At 69.6% G+C, this 14661-nt stretch carries 14 protein-coding genes; 4 read left to right on the top strand and 10 right to left on the bottom strand.

Annotated features, from left to right (window positions below; genetic code table 11):
* The first annotated feature begins 72 nt into the window (after window positions 1-72).
* Window positions 73-1449 carry an RICIN domain-containing protein gene (locus HNR73_RS28160; RefSeq protein ID WP_184790682.1) on the top strand — a complete coding sequence of 459 codons (1377 nt, stop codon included), beginning with the start codon at window positions 73-75 and terminating at the stop codon, window positions 1447-1449.
* 103 nt (window positions 1450-1552) lie between these two features.
* A complete protein-coding gene (locus tag HNR73_RS28165) occupies window positions 1553-2101 on the top strand; it encodes a hypothetical protein (protein ID WP_184790683.1) in 549 nt (182 codons plus the stop codon).
* 49 nt (window positions 2102-2150) lie between these two features.
* On the opposite strand, the gene HNR73_RS28170 is transcribed toward HNR73_RS28165, so the two are convergent.
* Window positions 2151-2741 (bottom strand): TetR/AcrR family transcriptional regulator, encoded by a 591-nt coding sequence (locus HNR73_RS28170; protein WP_184790684.1) that lies wholly within the window; start codon window positions 2739-2741, stop codon window positions 2151-2153.
* 96 nt (window positions 2742-2837) lie between these two features.
* On the opposite strand from HNR73_RS28170, the gene HNR73_RS28175 reads away from it, so the two are divergent.
* Entirely contained in the window at window positions 2838-3815 is a 978-nt protein-coding gene (locus HNR73_RS28175) for an aldo/keto reductase (RefSeq protein WP_184790685.1), read from the top strand.
* 25 nt (window positions 3816-3840) lie between these two features.
* Here HNR73_RS28175 and HNR73_RS28180 read toward each other — a convergent pair whose 3' ends face one another.
* From HNR73_RS28180 to HNR73_RS28220, 9 genes are read right to left on the bottom strand one after another with little or no spacing between them, the layout of a single operon-like run.
* Window positions 3841-4923, bottom strand: a complete 1083-nt coding sequence (locus tag HNR73_RS28180) for a Gfo/Idh/MocA family protein (protein WP_184790686.1) — start codon at window positions 4921-4923, stop codon at window positions 3841-3843.
* Entirely contained in the window at window positions 4908-5615 is a 708-nt protein-coding gene (locus tag HNR73_RS40210) for a ThuA domain-containing protein (RefSeq protein WP_184790687.1), read from the bottom strand. Before HNR73_RS40210 ends, HNR73_RS28180 begins: the two co-directional genes overlap by 16 nt.
* Window positions 5616-5632: 17 nt before the next feature.
* Entirely contained in the window at window positions 5633-6478 is an 846-nt protein-coding gene (locus HNR73_RS28190; RefSeq protein WP_184790688.1) for a sugar phosphate isomerase/epimerase family protein, read from the bottom strand.
* Window positions 6475-7767 (bottom strand): ROK family transcriptional regulator, encoded by a 1293-nt coding sequence (locus HNR73_RS28195; RefSeq protein ID WP_203686602.1) that lies wholly within the window; start codon window positions 7765-7767, stop codon window positions 6475-6477. Before HNR73_RS28195 ends, HNR73_RS28190 begins: the two co-directional genes overlap by 4 nt.
* Window positions 7764-9020, bottom strand: a complete 1257-nt coding sequence (locus HNR73_RS28200; protein ID WP_184790689.1) for an enolase C-terminal domain-like protein — start codon at window positions 9018-9020, stop codon at window positions 7764-7766. The genes HNR73_RS28195 and HNR73_RS28200 overlap by 4 nt, the downstream gene beginning before the upstream one ends.
* A 44-nt stretch (window positions 9021-9064) precedes the next feature.
* The gene (locus tag HNR73_RS28205) at window positions 9065-9943 is read right to left on the bottom strand and encodes an NAD-dependent epimerase/dehydratase family protein (RefSeq protein ID WP_184790690.1); all 879 of its coding nucleotides are present in this window, start codon (window positions 9941-9943) and stop codon (window positions 9065-9067) included.
* Window positions 9940-10869: a carbohydrate ABC transporter permease gene (locus HNR73_RS28210; protein ID WP_184790691.1), complete on the bottom strand. Its 930-nt coding sequence runs from the start codon at window positions 10867-10869 to the stop codon at window positions 9940-9942. Before HNR73_RS28210 ends, HNR73_RS28205 begins: the two co-directional genes overlap by 4 nt.
* On the bottom strand, window positions 10866-11810 hold the full coding sequence (locus HNR73_RS28215) for a carbohydrate ABC transporter permease (RefSeq protein WP_184790692.1): 945 nt from the start codon (window positions 11808-11810) through the stop codon (window positions 10866-10868). The genes HNR73_RS28210 and HNR73_RS28215 overlap by 4 nt, the downstream gene beginning before the upstream one ends.
* Before the next feature lie 54 nt (window positions 11811-11864).
* Window positions 11865-13250, bottom strand: coding sequence for an ABC transporter substrate-binding protein (locus HNR73_RS28220; RefSeq protein WP_184790693.1), 1386 nt, complete (start codon window positions 13248-13250; stop codon window positions 11865-11867).
* Between the two features lie 171 nt (window positions 13251-13421).
* Between HNR73_RS28220 and HNR73_RS28225 the strand changes: the two genes are divergently transcribed.
* Window positions 13422-14522, top strand: a complete 1101-nt coding sequence (locus tag HNR73_RS28225) for a Gfo/Idh/MocA family protein (protein WP_184790694.1) — start codon at window positions 13422-13424, stop codon at window positions 14520-14522.
* Window positions 14523-14661 lie beyond the last annotated feature (139 nt).

Here is a 14661-nt window from a genome sequence, read left to right on the forward strand (position 1 = left end):
GGCGAGCATTTAAGGAAATCTTGATACTCGCGAGGTATCGGCCGTCTGTCCATATAGGACATACTTCCCGGCATGCCCTTCACTCGAAAGTCTCTGTATCGGACACTGCTGGTGGCCGTGGCGGCGGTGTCGCTGTGGCTGCTCGGCATGAACTTCGCCGCGGCGGGGACCGGCCCGGTCGCTCCCGTCGGCGGCGGCGCGGTGCCGGTCGCCGATGACGAACTCCCACCGGATTGGGCGTCGGGCTCGGACGCCGGGACGCTCGCCGCGCTCGACGACGCGCCGCCCTCCTGCGACGGGGACGGGACCAGCGGCCGGCGCGTGCAGCTGCTGTATGTGCGCGGCGACGGCCAGACCGACAGGCTGGAGGAGCACCGGGCTCGTTTCGACGCCCGCGCGATCAACCTGAACACGCGTCTGGTGCTGTCGGCCGAGGACAAGGGTGAGCGGCGGGAGTTTCGCTTCGTCCACGACGCCGCGTGCAAGCCGACGATCACCCGGGTCGTGGTCCCGCAGGCGGCGATGAACGACGCCGACCAGGGGAAGGTCATCGAGGCCTTGCGGTCGCTGGGCTATGGGCGGGCCGACCGCAAGTACGTGGTGTGGACCGAGAACGACGCCTGCGGCCTTGGTTTTGGTGGATCGCAGGACCGCACGCCGGGTTCGGGGAACCTGAACAACCACCAGTCCGGGTGGGCGATGGTCGGGATGCAGACGACCTGCTTCGACAACGCCAACGTCGACGTCCACGAACTGCTGCACACCATGGGCGCGGTGAACCCGCAGGCGCCGTATGCGACCTCGGGCAGTCACTGCTACCTGCGCGGCGACCTGATGTGCTATGACGACGGTGGCATCCCGAATCCGCCCGGTGAGCTGATCGACTGCCCGAACCCGCTGGTGGAGTGGGTCGACTGCGCCGGCGACTCCTACTTCAACCCCAACCCGGTCGCCGGCGGCTACCTCGCGTCGAACTGGAACATCGCCGACAGCGTGTTCCTGATCGGCGGGCTGGCGCCGGGGATGCCGATGACGAACGTGCTGATCACCAACAAGGCCAACAACCTCGTCGCCGACCTCGACTACGCCGGGACCACCAACGGGACCTTGGTGAAGCTGGAGACCGAGCACGACCACCCCGCGCAGCGCTGGAACCTGACCAAGAACGCCGACGGGACCTACCGGGTCATCCCGGTGATGGCGACGGGCAAGTCCCTGGAGCGCAACACCGATCCGGCGAAACTACAGGACGGGACCAGCAAGTTCACCCACATCTGGACCGCCTCGACCGGCGCGAACCAGAAGTGGCGGCTGGACAAGAACACCGACGGGAGTTACCTGATCGTGGCCACCGCGGTGGGCTGCCTGACGGGCCAGACGCAGGGCAAGACGCTGAAGGTGCTGCCGTGCAACGGAACGGCGAGTCAGAAGTGGACGATCACGGTCTGACGGCCGGGTCGTGAACGGGCCCGGGACGCCGCTGTGGGCGTCCCGGGCCGCATGATCGAACGCGATGGCTTGTGGGGCGCGGGATCCGTTATGGTTCCGCGTTGTGAAACGTGCCCACATCATCACCCTCATCGCCACCGCGGCCGTCGCCCTGGCCGCAGTCGGCACCATCGTCATCGTCACCGGCGGTGGCGCCTCCTACGCCGCCGAGAACGTCCCGTCCACGTGCGACGAACTCACCGGAGTGCCCGGAGACAAGGTCTCGGCGACCGCCGATAACGAACGCGCCTTCGACACCGCCGCCGCCGGACGCCTCCGCGACGACAAGCCCGCCGGGACCACCCTCGTCTGCGACTGGAACGGCGAGGACGGAACAGCGATCCAACTGCGCATCGAGCTGTGGACCGACGGCGACGGCGACGCCGAGGACAGCCTCGCCGAGGACAAACGGTCCTTCGCCGGTTCCAGCCCGGCTGAGGAGGTTTCCGGCCTCGGCGACCAGGCCGTCGTCACCGCCAAAGGCACCATCGCCGAAGGCGCCGCCCGCCTCGGCAACGTCATCGCCCACGCCCGCTGCATCTTCAAAAACGGCGACGCCAAAACCGAGACGATCGCGGTGTTGACCGCGGCGCTGGCCACCGTCGGGAAGTAGCGGGCACGGCCACGCCCGCCCGGCTGTCCGGCGGGCGTGGCCGGTGCGGTCAGGACGGAGCTGCGGTGGGGAAGAGTCGCGCGACGGCGTTGACGACGGCGGCGCGGCGGGCTTCCATGAACCGCTCGCGTTCGGCGGAGCCCACCGGTGCGAGATCGGCGTACCCGGCCCAGGAGGCGGCGATCTGGTTGAGCAGCACCACGATGTCGATCGGGTCCCACGAGGGGTCGAGGATCCCGTCCTCCTGTGCTCGGCGCAGTCGCTCGATCTTGCCGGCCATGGTGGCCTGGACCGGGTCGTCGGCGGCCTCGGCGGGGTCGAGCTCCAGGCGGCCCCACTGCATGAGCCGGAACCGCTCGGGGTGGGTGGTGAAGTAGTCGTGGAGGCGCCCGGCGTAGCCGGGCAGGTCGGCGGGGTCCATGCCGGTCGCCTCGGCGATCGCGGCCAGCTCCTGCCCGGAGATCAGCCGGTACAGCGCCTCCTTGCTGGCGAAGTACGCGTACACGCGCTCCTTGCTGGTCTTGGCGGATTTGGCGATGCGGTCGATGCGGGCGCCCGCGATTCCGTAGCGTGCGAACTCCGAGCGCGCGGCGGCGAGGATGCGCTCACGGGTGGCTTCGGGGCTGGTGACGGGCGGCATCGCACCAGCGTAACCGCCCGAACCGTTCGGTTTGGAATTCGCGCGTCTCCGGGTACGGTTCAAACCGAACCGTTTGGTTTGACGAAGGGACGTGTCATGCACCACCGCGCACTCGGCACCCAGGGACTCCAGGTCTCCGCCATCGGCTACGGCACCATGGGCCTGACCATGGCCTACGGCCCCGGCGACGACACCGAAGGCCGCGCCACGATCGCCCGCGCCCACGAACTCGGCGTCGACTTCTTCGACACCGCCGAGCTCTACGGCCTCGGCACCGGCAGCAACGAGCGACTCCTGGGCGAGGCCGTCAAGGACTTCCGCGACGAGATCGTCATCGCCACCAAGTTCGGCTTCGACCTCACCGACCTCAGCCGGGGCTTCGGCCTCAACAGCCGCCCCGGCAACATCCGCACCGTCGCCGACAACAGCCTGCGCCACCTGGGCGTCGACCACCTCGACGTCTTCTACCAGCACCGCGTCGACCCCGACGTCCCCATCGAGGACGTCGCCGGAACCGTCAAGGAACTCATCGACGCCGGCAAGGTCAAGTACTTCGGCCTCTCCGAAGCCGGCCCCGAGACCATCCGCCGCGCCCACGCCGTCCAGCCCGTCTCGGTCCTCCAGACCGAATACTCACTGTTCGAACGCGACGCCGAACAACTCTTCGGCGTCCTCGAAGAACTCCAGATCGGCTTCGTCGCCTACTCCCCACTGGGCCGCGGCTTCATCACCGGCACCGCCAAACCCGCAGAAGACCACGACCAGACCGACATGCGCCGCACCGACCCGCGCTGGCAACCCGGCAACTTCGAGAACAACGTCGCCGCCGTCGACCGCCTCACCGCACTCGCCGCGTCCAAAGACATCACGGTCGCCCAGCTCGCCCTGTCCTGGATCCTCCACCAACGCGACTACATCGTCCCGATCCCCGGCACCCGCAGCCGGGCACGGGTCGAGGAGAACACCACCGCGGCCGACATCGTCCTCACCGAACCCGAGCTCACCGCGATCACCGAGATCCTCCCCACGGGCGGCTTCGGCGCCCGCTACGCCCACGTACCCGAGTGGATCTAAGGCACCGAGCCGCCTGAAGCCGCGGTCAGCGCACCGGCCCCAGCGGCACCGCCGCCGGCCGCTCGCACGTGCTCTCCACGCTGACCGCCACCCCCTCCTCCGCGGAGGCGAGGATCGCCGTCATCGTCTCCAGGACGTGGTAGGCGAGCTCGCCGTTGGCGCGGAAGGGTTCACCGTCGCGGGCGGCGGCGAGGTCGGCGAGGCCATAGCCACGGGCGGCGTCGAGGTAGCCGGCACTCGGCGCCAGGTCCTCCCAGGCGCCGCCGAGGCGATGGAGGCGCACGGTGCCGTCGAAGCCGTTGGGGTCGGGGACGATCATCGAACCGGCCTGGCCGTGGACCTCGATGTTGGCCGCCCGGGTGGCGACCACGTCGAAGCTCATCACCAGCGTCGACAGCGCTCCCGACTCGTGGCGCAGGACGCCGGTGACGTGGGTGTCGACGGTGACGGGGACCGCCTCGCCTTCGCGGGGGCCGGAGCCGATGACGCGGGTGTCGCGGGCGCGGGCTGCCGCACCGACCACCGAGGCGACCGGGCCGAGCAGTGTCACCAGCGCGGTCACGTAGTACGGGCCCATGTCGAGCAGGGGACCGCCGCCGCGCCGGTAGTAGAAGTCCGGGTTGGGGTGCCAGCGTTCGTGACCGGGCGTCACCATCGTGGCGGTCGCCGCGACCGGGGTGCCGATGAGGCCGTCGTCGATGGCCTTACGGGCGGTCTGCACACCGGTGCCCAGGACCGTGTCGGGCGCGCAACCGACCGCGACACCGGCGGCGCGACCGGCCGCCACGACGGCGCGAGCCTCCTCCAGTGTCGCCGCCAGGGGCTTTTCGCCGTAGACGCCTTTCCCGGCGGCGATGGCCTTGAGCGCGATCTCGGCGTGCGCGGCCGGGACGGTGAGGTTGAGGACGACATCGACCTCGGGATCGCACACGAGCTCGTCGACGGTGAGGGCGCGAACACCGCGCTCTTCGGCGACGGCCTTCGCGCGGACGGCGTCGAGGTCGGCGACCGCGGTCAGGCGGATCGTCTCCAGACGCTCGAAGGTGGCCAGGTAGGCGCCGGAGATCGCCCCGACGCCGACGATGCCGATCCTCAGCGACTCGCCCACAGGATGCCCCTTTCGATGATGGTGCGGACGTTGGCGTCGGCCAGGACACCGGTGTCGTGGCCCGGGGTGGCGACGAAGACGCGGCCGTGGCCCCACCTGCGGGTCCACACCGCCGGGCAGGTGACCGGGCGGTGCCAGGGGTGGTGGTCGGCGACGGCGATGGTGGTCGTGGCCAGGACGTCGTTGTAGTCGTCGGTGAGGACCCAGTACTGCTCGGTGGTGAGTGCGAAGTCGGTGATGCCGGCGACGATGGGATGGTCGGCCTGTTCGGAGACGATGTCGATCGTGTGGTGGACGAAGCAGTCGGTGCCGTCGCCGGGCAGTTCGTCCTTGGCTGCCTTGGCCGGGTGAGTGGCGAACTGGCCGCCGATGAGCTGGAGGTAGTCGGAGCTGTCGCGGTAGGAGTCGGCGATGCCGCCGTGCCATCCGGCCATGCCGGTGCCGTTCTCGACGGCGGTGCGCAGCCCGCGCAGTTCGTCGCCGGTGATGGTGTTCATCGTGTTGGTCTGCACGACGACGTCCACGGTGGACATATAAGCGGCCCCGGCGTAGACGGCCGAGGTGTCTTCGACGCGGACCTCGTAGCCGTTGGCGGTGAGGAAGGGGATGAACGCGTCGGTCGCCTCGACCGGCTGGTGTCCTTCCCATCCGCCGCGCATGATGAGCGCGCGTTTGCTTCCCTGTGCGGACATGGGTGTCTCCTTACGCGTTAGAAGCGATCCCCGTAGCCCATCGCGACGAGGTTGTCGTACGAGGTCCGCAGGCAGTCGAAGGCGGTGCGGCCGTAGAACTCGTCTTGTTCGACGAGGAGGTGCGCCACGCCGGTCTCATCGGCGGCGGCGATGATCGCCGGCCAGTCGAGGTTGCCCTCGCCGACTTCGGCGAACTGCACGATCTGGGCCATCCCCTCCTGCCAGGGGGCGCGGTCGCCGTCGTCGAGCGCGGCGAAGACCGCGGGGTCGAGCCGGGCGATGCGGTAGTCCTTGAGGTGGACCATCGCCACGCGCCCGGCGTACCTGTGGAGCGTTCGCACGGGATCGAGGCCGCCGCGCTGGACCCAGTGCGCGTCGATTTCGAGGCCGACGAGCGGGGAGCGTTCGGCGATGACGTCGAGCAGGTGGCGGCCGTCGTAGGCGGCGAAGTCGACGTGGTGGTTGTGGTAGTGCAGACTGATCCCGTGCTCGGCGAGTCGTTCGGCGACGGCGTTGCAGCCGTCGGCGAAGGCCGCCACCGTGGCGGGTGTGGCCATGGCCTCGGCGGGGAGCATCCCGATGCGGATCCTGCTCGCGCCCAGGGTCGTGGCGTCGGCCACGAACTCGTCGAAGGCCGTGGTCAGCGAGACCTCACCGGTCAGCCCGCCCGACAGCGACACGATGTCGACACCGAGTTCCTCGCGGACGCGGACGAGCTCGGCGACGTTGCCGGGAGTCATCGGGATCGCCGAGATCTCCGCGGAGCGGTAGCCGATCGCGGCGACACGGCGGAAGGTCTCGAAGACGCCGAGCCGCGCGAACTCCGCGCGCAGGGTGAAGGCCTGAACACCGATCCGGCTCATCGCAGCGCCAGCTTCCGGGTGCGCCGCACCGAGGGCGCGAAGGAGGCGTGGAAGATCGTCGACGCGGCGCCGATCGCGCCCGCCTCCACCGTCACCAGCGAACGCTCCACGGCGACCCGGCGCGCGAGATGGGCGGTCGGGCGGCTGTTGACCGCCTGGTCGACGGTGGACACCACGATCTCCTCCAGTTCCGGTTCGAAGGTCGGGCCCCCGATGACCAGGAGTGGCAGATCCAGCAGGTCGATCAGCGCGACCGCGCCCAGCGCGACCGCCTCGGCGATCTGCCGGGCCGCGCCGAGCGCCGCCGGGACACCGGCGCCGACCTCGGCGCACATCTCCTTGTAGGTCCGCGCCGGACCCGTGTACCCGAGTTCGCCGGCGATCTCGACCAGCGCCACCGGCGGGTTGCACTCCCGTACCAGTTGCGGCCGCCCAGCCTCGTCGACGCGTCCGAGGCGCACGGCGCACAACTGCCCGAATTCGCCGGCGTTGGCGCTGGTGCCGCGGTAGGACTCGCCGTTGATGACCAGGCCGGAGCCGATCCCGGTGCCGAAGTAGAGGTACACGAAGTCGCCGGCACGGTCGGTGCGGCCGACCCAGCGTTCGCCGACGGCCGCGGCCGTCCCGTCCTTTTCGAGCACGACCGGGCAGTCGAGGCGTTCGGCGAGCATCGCCTGGAGCGGGACGTTGCGCCAGGCCTGCGACAGGGGCAGGTCGAGGAGCATCCCGTCGGGGGTGATCGGGCCGGGCGCGGCGACACCGACGCCGAGGAAGGTGGCCAGGTCGATGCCCGAGGCGGTGACGACCTCCTCGACGCCGTCGGCGATGAGTTCGACGAGCGCCTCGGGGGAGGCCTCGGCGTCGGGCACGATCCGGCGGCGGTCGACCACCCGGCCGGTCAGGTCGGACAGCACGACCGACACCAGTTCGGGGTCGACGAGCACGCCCGCGGCGTGGGCGGCCTCGGCGCGCAGCCGCACCGGGGTGCGGGGTTTCCCGAGCCGTTCGGCGCGTTCCTGGGCCTCCTCGGCGAGCAGGCCGCGTTCGAGGAGGACCCGCAGGATCCGCGACACCGACTGCTGGGTGAGTCCGGTCTGCTCGGAGATCTCGGTCCGGCTGATGATGCCGGCCTGGCGGATCGTCTCGATGATGGCGGCCTCGTTGAAGGAACCGAGGTCGGACTGGTTGGCGCCCGCCTGGAGGCCGCCGCCGAGGGTGCGGGTGTCGCCGGCGCGGTGTCGCCGCTGTTCGCCGAGGGGCCGGACGGGCGGGTCGGTCAGGTCGGTCACGGGGCCTCCAGCGCGCCGTCGATACGGCGCACACCAGCGGCCCAGGCGTCGTGGCCGGACAGTTCGGCCGGGTAGCGGGCGGCGGCGGCCTCGTCGATGTCGATGCCCCAGCCGGGGGCCTCGTTGGGGTGGAGCCAGCCGTTGGTGATGCGGAGGGTGCCGGGGAACACCTCGTGGGTGGCCTCGCTGTAGACGTGGCCTTCCTGGATGCCGAAGGCGGCGGAGGTGACGTCGAGGGCGACGTTGGCGGCCGCACCGATGGGTGAGGTGTCGCCGGGGCCGTGCCAGGCGGTCTTGACGCCGCACAGGTCGGCGAGGTCGGCGATCTTGCGGGCGGGGGTGAGGCCGCCGATGTCGGAGACGTGGCTGCGGATGAAGTCGACGCCGTGGTCGCGGACCAGCCGCACGGCGTCTTGGAGGGAGGTCGTCAGTTCACCGACGGCCAGGGGGACGGGGCTGGCGGCGCGGACTTCGGGGAGCCGGTCCCAGTGCTCGGGTGCGAGGACGTCTTCGAGGAAGAACAGCCGGTAGGGTTCCAGCGCCCGTGCCAGCCACACCGCCTCCTTCGGGGACAGTCGCGAGTGGACGTCGTGGAGGAGTTCGAGGTTGCCGGGGAGTTTGTCGCGGGCCGCTTCGAACAGGGCGGGTGTGCGGCGCAGGTAGTCGCGGGAGCTCCACCCGTCGCGGTAGGGCGCGTCGGGGTATTCGGTGGGGACCTGTGGGGCGCCGTATCCGCCGCCGCCGGGGGTGGAGACCTGGAGCCGGATGTGGCGCAGGCCCGACTCGGCGAGTTCTTGTGCCTGGTCGATGGTCTCTTCGATGGTGCGGCCGGAGGCGTGGAGGTAGGTGTCGGCGGCGGCGCGGACCTTGCCGCCGAGTAGTTCGTGGACGGGCATGCCGGCGCGTTTGCCGGCGATGTCCCACAGGGCCTGGTCGATGCCGGAGATGGCGTTGTTGGTGACCGGGCCGCCTCGCCAGTAGCCGCTGTAGCCGGCGAGTCTGGTGAGGTCGCCGATGTCGCCGGGGTAGCGGCCGATGAGGAGCCTGGCGAGGTGGTCGTTGACGAAGGCGACGACGGCTTTCCAGCGTTGGGTGAAGGTGGCGCAGCCCAGGCCGTAGAGGCCGGGGACGTTGGTGTCGATGCGCACGACGACCAGTGCGATGCCTTCGGGCGCGGTGGTGATGGCGCGCACCGAGGTGATCGTGATGTCTTCGCGGGCGGGCCAGGGGTTGGCGAACGTTTCGATGGACATGGCGTGTCAGTGTTCCTCGTGGTGGTCGGTGGTGACGTTTGCGGTCAGGCCGGTAGGTCGAGGGTGGGCAGGTCGATGAGGTGGTGTGCCTCGAAGCCGATGAGGCTGCGCGCGGGGGTGAGGTCGATGGGCACCTCGCGGTCGATGAAGCGGCGCAGTCGGGGCACATCGGGTGCGTGGGCGGTGAGGAGGTCTTCGGTCCGGTAGGGGGCGAGGGTGTCGCCGGCGGCGAGGAAGAACGCGTGGGCGCCGGTGGTGGTGGCCGTCAGGGACAGGGCGATGGCGCGTGCGGCGTCGGTGGTGGTGAGGTAGGACCAGGCCTCGGTGACACCGGCGTGCGGGTGGTCGTGGTGGAAGCGGGCGTGTTCGCGGAGCGCGGCTTCGTCGTGGACGTGGGGGAAGCGGAGGGTGATGATGTCGATTCCCCATTGCCGCCAGGCCATCCGGGCGGTGTTCTCGTCGTTGCGTTTCGACAGTGAGTACCAGTCGGAGATGTCGACGGGGATGTCGGTGTCGAGGGGGAAGTAGGCCGGGTGCACGGGGTGGCGGTTCATGGGCAGCCCGTAGGAGTTGATGCTGCCGGCCACGACGGCGCGGCCGATCCCGGCGGCGCCGGCCTGGGCGAGCACGTTGAAGGTGGATACGACGTTGGTGCTGTAGACGTCGTAGGGCGGGGCGATGTCGCGGTGGGCGAGCGCGGCGAGGTGCACGACGAGGTCGATGCCGTCGAGGGCGTCGGCGACGTCGTCTTGGGAGCGGGTGTCACCGACCAGGACGCGGTCGGCTTCCAGGCCCGGATTGCCGGCTATGGACAGGGTGGTGACGTGGGCGCCGAGTTCGCGCAGGTGTGGGACGGTGACCGTCCCGATCCGGCCGGAGGCGCCGGTGACCAGGACGTGGGCGCCGTTGAGGTCGGTTGTCATCCTTTGATTCCTCCGGCCGAGCCGACGCCGCGCAGGAACTGTTTCTGGAAGATCGCGAAGATGACCACGGGAACGAGTATGGACAAGAACACCGCGGCCATCTGGACCGAGAGCGGCGAGTTGCCGGCGGCGAGTTTGGGGAGCATGACCGAGACGGGCTGGAGCTCGGGGTTGGACAAGACGAGCATGGGCCAGAGGAATTCCTTCCAGGATCCGACGACCGACAGCAGCACGATGACGCCGAGGATCGGCCGGGACAGGGGCAGTACGACCATGGTGAGGATCCGGATCGGCCCGGCGCCGTCGATTTTGGCGGCTTCCATGTACTCGCGTGGGATGGAGTCGAAGAAGCGTTTGAGGACGACGACGTTGAAGGCGCTGGCCCCGGCGGGCAGCCACACCGCCCAGAAGGTGTCCTGGAGTCCGATGTGGAGCAGTGGCATGTCGAGGATGGTCAGGTACAGCGGTACGAAGGAGATCACGCCGGGCAGGAACAGGGTGGCCAGGATCGCGCCGGACAGGATCGGTCCCCACTTGGGACGCAGGACGCTGAGCAGGTAGGCGGCGGCGACGCTGACGATGAGTGTCGAGGCCGTCGAGCCGACGGCGAGGATGACGGTGTTGATCAGGGAGCGGCCGATCTGGGCGCCGTTCCAGGCGAGCAGCAGGTTGCCCCATTCGGCGGGGGTGAACCAGATGCCCATCGGTTCGGTGACGATGGCGTTGGAGGAGGAGATCGAGGCCTTCGCCGACCACAGCAGCGGTCCGAGGCCGGTGATGATGAGGACGATGAGCAGGATCGTCTGGACGATGGTGAACCAGGTCCGCACGATGGGGCGTTTGCGGTCGGTGGTGGAGATGACCCCGCGTTCTTTCGCCTCGCCGGCCTTGCGGCGGGCTCTGGAGGGCTTGCCGGTAAGGGTCATGCCGCGCTCCACTTCCGTGTCACGAAGTAGTAGACGGCCGACAGCAGGCCGAGGGCCAGCGCCAGCAGGACGCTCAAGGCGGTCGCGGCCCCGAAGTCGCCGTTGACGAAGGCGTAGTTGTAGATCTTGAGCAGGATCGTCTGGGTGGCGTTGTTGGGTCCGCCGCCGGTGAACAGGAAGGGTTCGGAGAAGATCTGGAAGGTCCCGATGAGCTGGAGGAGCATCATCACGAAGATGACGCCGCGCAGCTGGGGGAGCGTGATGTGCCAGATGCGGCGCCAGATCCCGGCGCCGTCGATCTCGGCGGCCTCGTAGAGCTCGGTGCGGACCGTGGCCAGTGCGGCGATGTAGATGATGGCGGTCGAGCCCGCGCCCGCCCAGGTGGCGTAGAGGACGATGGAGGGCATGGCGCTGGAGGAGTCGTTGAGCCAGGGGTAGGGGCCGAGGCCGAACCAGCCGAGGACGCTGTTGAACAGGCCGGTGCTGTCGGGGTCGTAGAAGAACTTCCACAGCAGGATCGCCGCCACCGGCGGGATGACGGCCGGCAGGTAGGCCAGCGCGTTGTAGAGCGTGTCGTACTTGCGCAGTTCGGTGACCAGGACGGCGAGGATGATCGGGATCGGGAAGCCGAAGACCAGCGCGAGGAGCGCGAAGTAGGCGGTGTTGAGGGAGGCCTGGACCAGGCCCGGATCGCCGAGGACGTACTCGAAGTTGCTCCAGCCGACCCATTCGGCGGGGCGGATGAGGTTGGTCTTCTGGAAGCTGAAGACGAGGCCCTGGACGACCGGGCCCCAGCTGAAGTAGAGGTAGACCACGACGACCGGGACGGCGAACAGTACGGCGTGCAGACCGCCGCCTTTCGCCCATCGGGTGAGGTTGACACGCGGGCGTGCGCGCCGCCGGGCGCGGGCGGCGGGGGCCGCCTCGGGGGTTGCTGACATGGCGTCTCCATTCGGCGGACCGGCCGGGTGTGGGCCCGGCCGGTCCGCGTGGCGCTAGCGCGCGGCCTGGTCGATGATGCCTTTGACGGTGGCGTTGGCGTCGGCGACGGCCCGCACGATGTCGGCGCCCTCATCGGTCAGGATCTGCTGCACCACCGGGTCGAGGGCGGCGTAGGTCTGCTGCGTCCCGGCGGGTGGTTCGGCGATGAGCGGGAGGGTGGCCGCGGTGTAGCCGGTGAACTGCTCCAGCGGAACGTTGATGTGCGGCTTGATCCACCCGAGGTAGCGGTCGTAGACGGCCTGGGAGACCGGCGGGAGGCCGGGCAGTCCGACGGGACTGTTGTTCGCGGCGTTCGACTCGGCGTCGGCGAGGGCGGCGGCCTGGTCGTAGTACTTGTCGAAGTCGTAGAACTTGATCCACTTGGCGGCGGCCAGCAGCTGGTTCGGGGTCGCCTTGGCGTCGAAGAGTTTCAGGGTCCCGCCGGTGAGGGTGCCGTTGCCGCCGGCGCCACCCTGCGGGAGCGCGCCCTGGCCGTAGTCGGCCGGGTCGAAGCCGTAGTCCTTCACGACGGTGAAGTAGCAGTCGGGTGCCTGCAGGACCATGCCGATGGTGCCACCGGCGAAGGCCTGCCGCACGGCCTCCTGGTCGTAGAGGAACTCCCGGCCCATCGTGTCGTCACCCCAGCGCATGTCGTGCAGGAGCTGGAGGGCGTCGATGGTCTGCTGGCCCATGACGGCCTCGGTGCCGGCGTCGTTCTGGACGCGGCCGCCGAGGGAGTAGGTCATGGTGGTCAGCATCCAGCCACCGGTGTTGTTGGTGGTCATCTGCGCGTACGGGGTCACACCGCCGACCTTGGCCTTGATCTGCCGCGCGAAGGCGCGCACGTCCTCCCAGGTGGCCGGCGGCGTGTCGGGGTCGAGACCGGCCTTGGCGAAGATCGCGCGGTTGTAGGCGATGCCGACCGAGAACAGGCCGGTCGGGATCGTGTAGATCTTCCCGCCGTCGTCTTTGGCGTTGTCGAGGGCGAGCGGGTTGAGATCGGCGACGAGGCCGAGCTCGTCGAGGTAGGGCGTCATGTCGGGCAGCTGGCCGTTCTCGATCAGCTCGTGGCTGTAGGTCAGCGAGACGCCCATGACGGTGGGGAGGGTGCCGCCGGCGAGTTTGGCCTGGAAGGTCTGGGCCTCCCACTTCTCCGGCGAAGCCTCCACGGCGATGTTCTGGTTGGCGGCCTTGAACTCTTCGATGCGCTTGTTGAAGGCGGCGAGCTGGTCGGGCTTGTCCTCGGTGGGCTGATCGCCGACCGATATCGAGACCTTCGCCGAGGGGTCGAGGGCCTCGGTGGCGGCGTCGCCGCCGGGGTCGCTGCACCCGGCGGTGGCCATGGCGGCCGCGCCGACGGATCCGGCCACGAGCACCTGCCGTCGTGACAGTTTCGGCATTGAAACTCCTGGGGTGGTGAGGAGCGAAACAGGGGGTGGTGGGTGGGGGAGTCCCGTGGGGGCGGGACGTGAAGACGTGTAGACAAAATAAAACCATGAGTGTTACTAAATCAATGGCACAGCAACCTAAAGTTCAAAAACGCCCCACCCCCGACGAGGAGCCCACCCCACATGAACCCCCACCCACCACTGCGCCTGGCCGTCGTCGGCTGCGGCGTCATCGGACGCCTCCACGCCGAACTCGCCGCCCACAGCCCAGACCTCCACGTCGCCGCCCTCATCGACCCCTCGTCCGCCGCCACCACCGCCGTCGCCGAACACCTCCACCGACTCGGAGCCCCACCACCCCGCGTCCACACCGACCTGACGACCGCCCTCGCCGACGGCGGCATCGACATCGTCGTGATCTGCACCCTCAGCGGCACACACGCCCAACTCGGACTCGAAGCGCTCGAAGCGGGCCTCCACGTCGTCATCGAAAAACCCCTCGACGTCGACGTCGCCGCCGCACGGCACCTGCGCGATGCCGCCGCTCAACGCCCCGGCCAAGTCATCGCCGTCATTTCCCAGCACCGCCACGACCCCTCCGCCCGGGCCGTCCGCCGCGCCCTCGACGCACGACGCTTCGGCCGGATCACCTCGGCGGTGGCCAACACCGACTGGTTCCGCAGCCAGGAGTACTACGACTCCGCCGCCTGGCGCGGCACCTGGGCCCTCGACGGCGGCGCCCTCATGAACCAGGGCGTGCACACCCTCGACCTGCTCCTGTGGTTCCTCGGCGAACCCGTCGACGTCACCGCCCACACCGCCCGCCTCGCCCACGAACGCATCGAGGTCGAAGACGTCGCCGTGGCGATCCTGCGCTTCGAAGACGGCGCCCTGGCCACCCTCCACGCCACCACCGCCGCCTACCCCGACCTCGGCGTCCGCCTGCAGATCCACGGGACCGACGGCTCGGCGGTCATCGCCAGAGACGAACTGACCTTCTTCCACACACGCGACGCCGAAGACATCGACGGCGACCAGGTCACCCGCGAACTCGCCGAACTCAACGGCGGTCCCGGCAACTCCCACCAGGCACAGTGGACCGACATCGTCACGGCGATCCGCGAAGGCCGCACACCCCTGGTCGACGTGGACGCCGGATTCCTCGCGCTGACCACGGTTCGCGCCGTCTACCTGTCGGCGACGCTCGGGCGCACGATCCGGGTCGCCGACGTGGCCGACGGCAAATACGACGGACAGGCCACGCGGACCGGATCCCAGACCTGAGTTCCACCGCGACGCCGAGAACCCCGTGGCGGCAGCCGAACCGGCTCGCCCCAGCCGACAGCGGTCGGAATGTGGCGCGGCTGTGGCCGTTGTGTGGCGCACCGTTGAACCATGGCGATGCGGCAGGGGAGAACCGCCG

The sequence above is a fragment of the Phytomonospora endophytica genome (assembly GCF_014202425.1).
GTDB lineage: Bacteria > Actinomycetota > Actinomycetes > Mycobacteriales > Micromonosporaceae > Phytomonospora > Phytomonospora endophytica.

What these genes read in the sequence shown, in the direction of transcription:
- HNR73_RS28160 (WP_184790682.1), top strand. Translation starts at nt 73, where the DNA reads ATGCCCTTCACTCGAAAGTCTCTGTATCGGACACTGCTGGTGGCCGTG.
- HNR73_RS40210 (WP_184790687.1), bottom strand. Translation starts at nt 5,615, where the DNA reads ATGTCCGCACAGGGAAGCAAACGCGCGCTCATCATGCGCGGCGGATGG.
- HNR73_RS28175 (WP_184790685.1), top strand. Translation starts at nt 2,838, where the DNA reads ATGCACCACCGCGCACTCGGCACCCAGGGACTCCAGGTCTCCGCCATC.
- HNR73_RS28220 (WP_184790693.1), bottom strand. Translation starts at nt 13,250, where the DNA reads ATGCCGAAACTGTCACGACGGCAGGTGCTCGTGGCCGGATCCGTCGGC.
- HNR73_RS28215 (WP_184790692.1), bottom strand. Translation starts at nt 11,810, where the DNA reads ATGTCAGCAACCCCCGAGGCGGCCCCCGCCGCCCGCGCCCGGCGGCGC.
- HNR73_RS28190 (WP_184790688.1), bottom strand. Translation starts at nt 6,478, where the DNA reads ATGAGCCGGATCGGTGTTCAGGCCTTCACCCTGCGCGCGGAGTTCGCG.
- HNR73_RS28210 (WP_184790691.1), bottom strand. Translation starts at nt 10,869, where the DNA reads ATGACCCTTACCGGCAAGCCCTCCAGAGCCCGCCGCAAGGCCGGCGAG.
- HNR73_RS28225 (WP_184790694.1), top strand. Translation starts at nt 13,422, where the DNA reads ATGAACCCCCACCCACCACTGCGCCTGGCCGTCGTCGGCTGCGGCGTC.
- HNR73_RS28170 (WP_184790684.1), bottom strand. Translation starts at nt 2,741, where the DNA reads ATGCCGCCCGTCACCAGCCCCGAAGCCACCCGTGAGCGCATCCTCGCC.
- HNR73_RS28200 (WP_184790689.1), bottom strand. Translation starts at nt 9,020, where the DNA reads ATGTCCATCGAAACGTTCGCCAACCCCTGGCCCGCCCGCGAAGACATC.
- HNR73_RS28205 (WP_184790690.1), bottom strand. Translation starts at nt 9,943, where the DNA reads ATGACAACCGACCTCAACGGCGCCCACGTCCTGGTCACCGGCGCCTCC.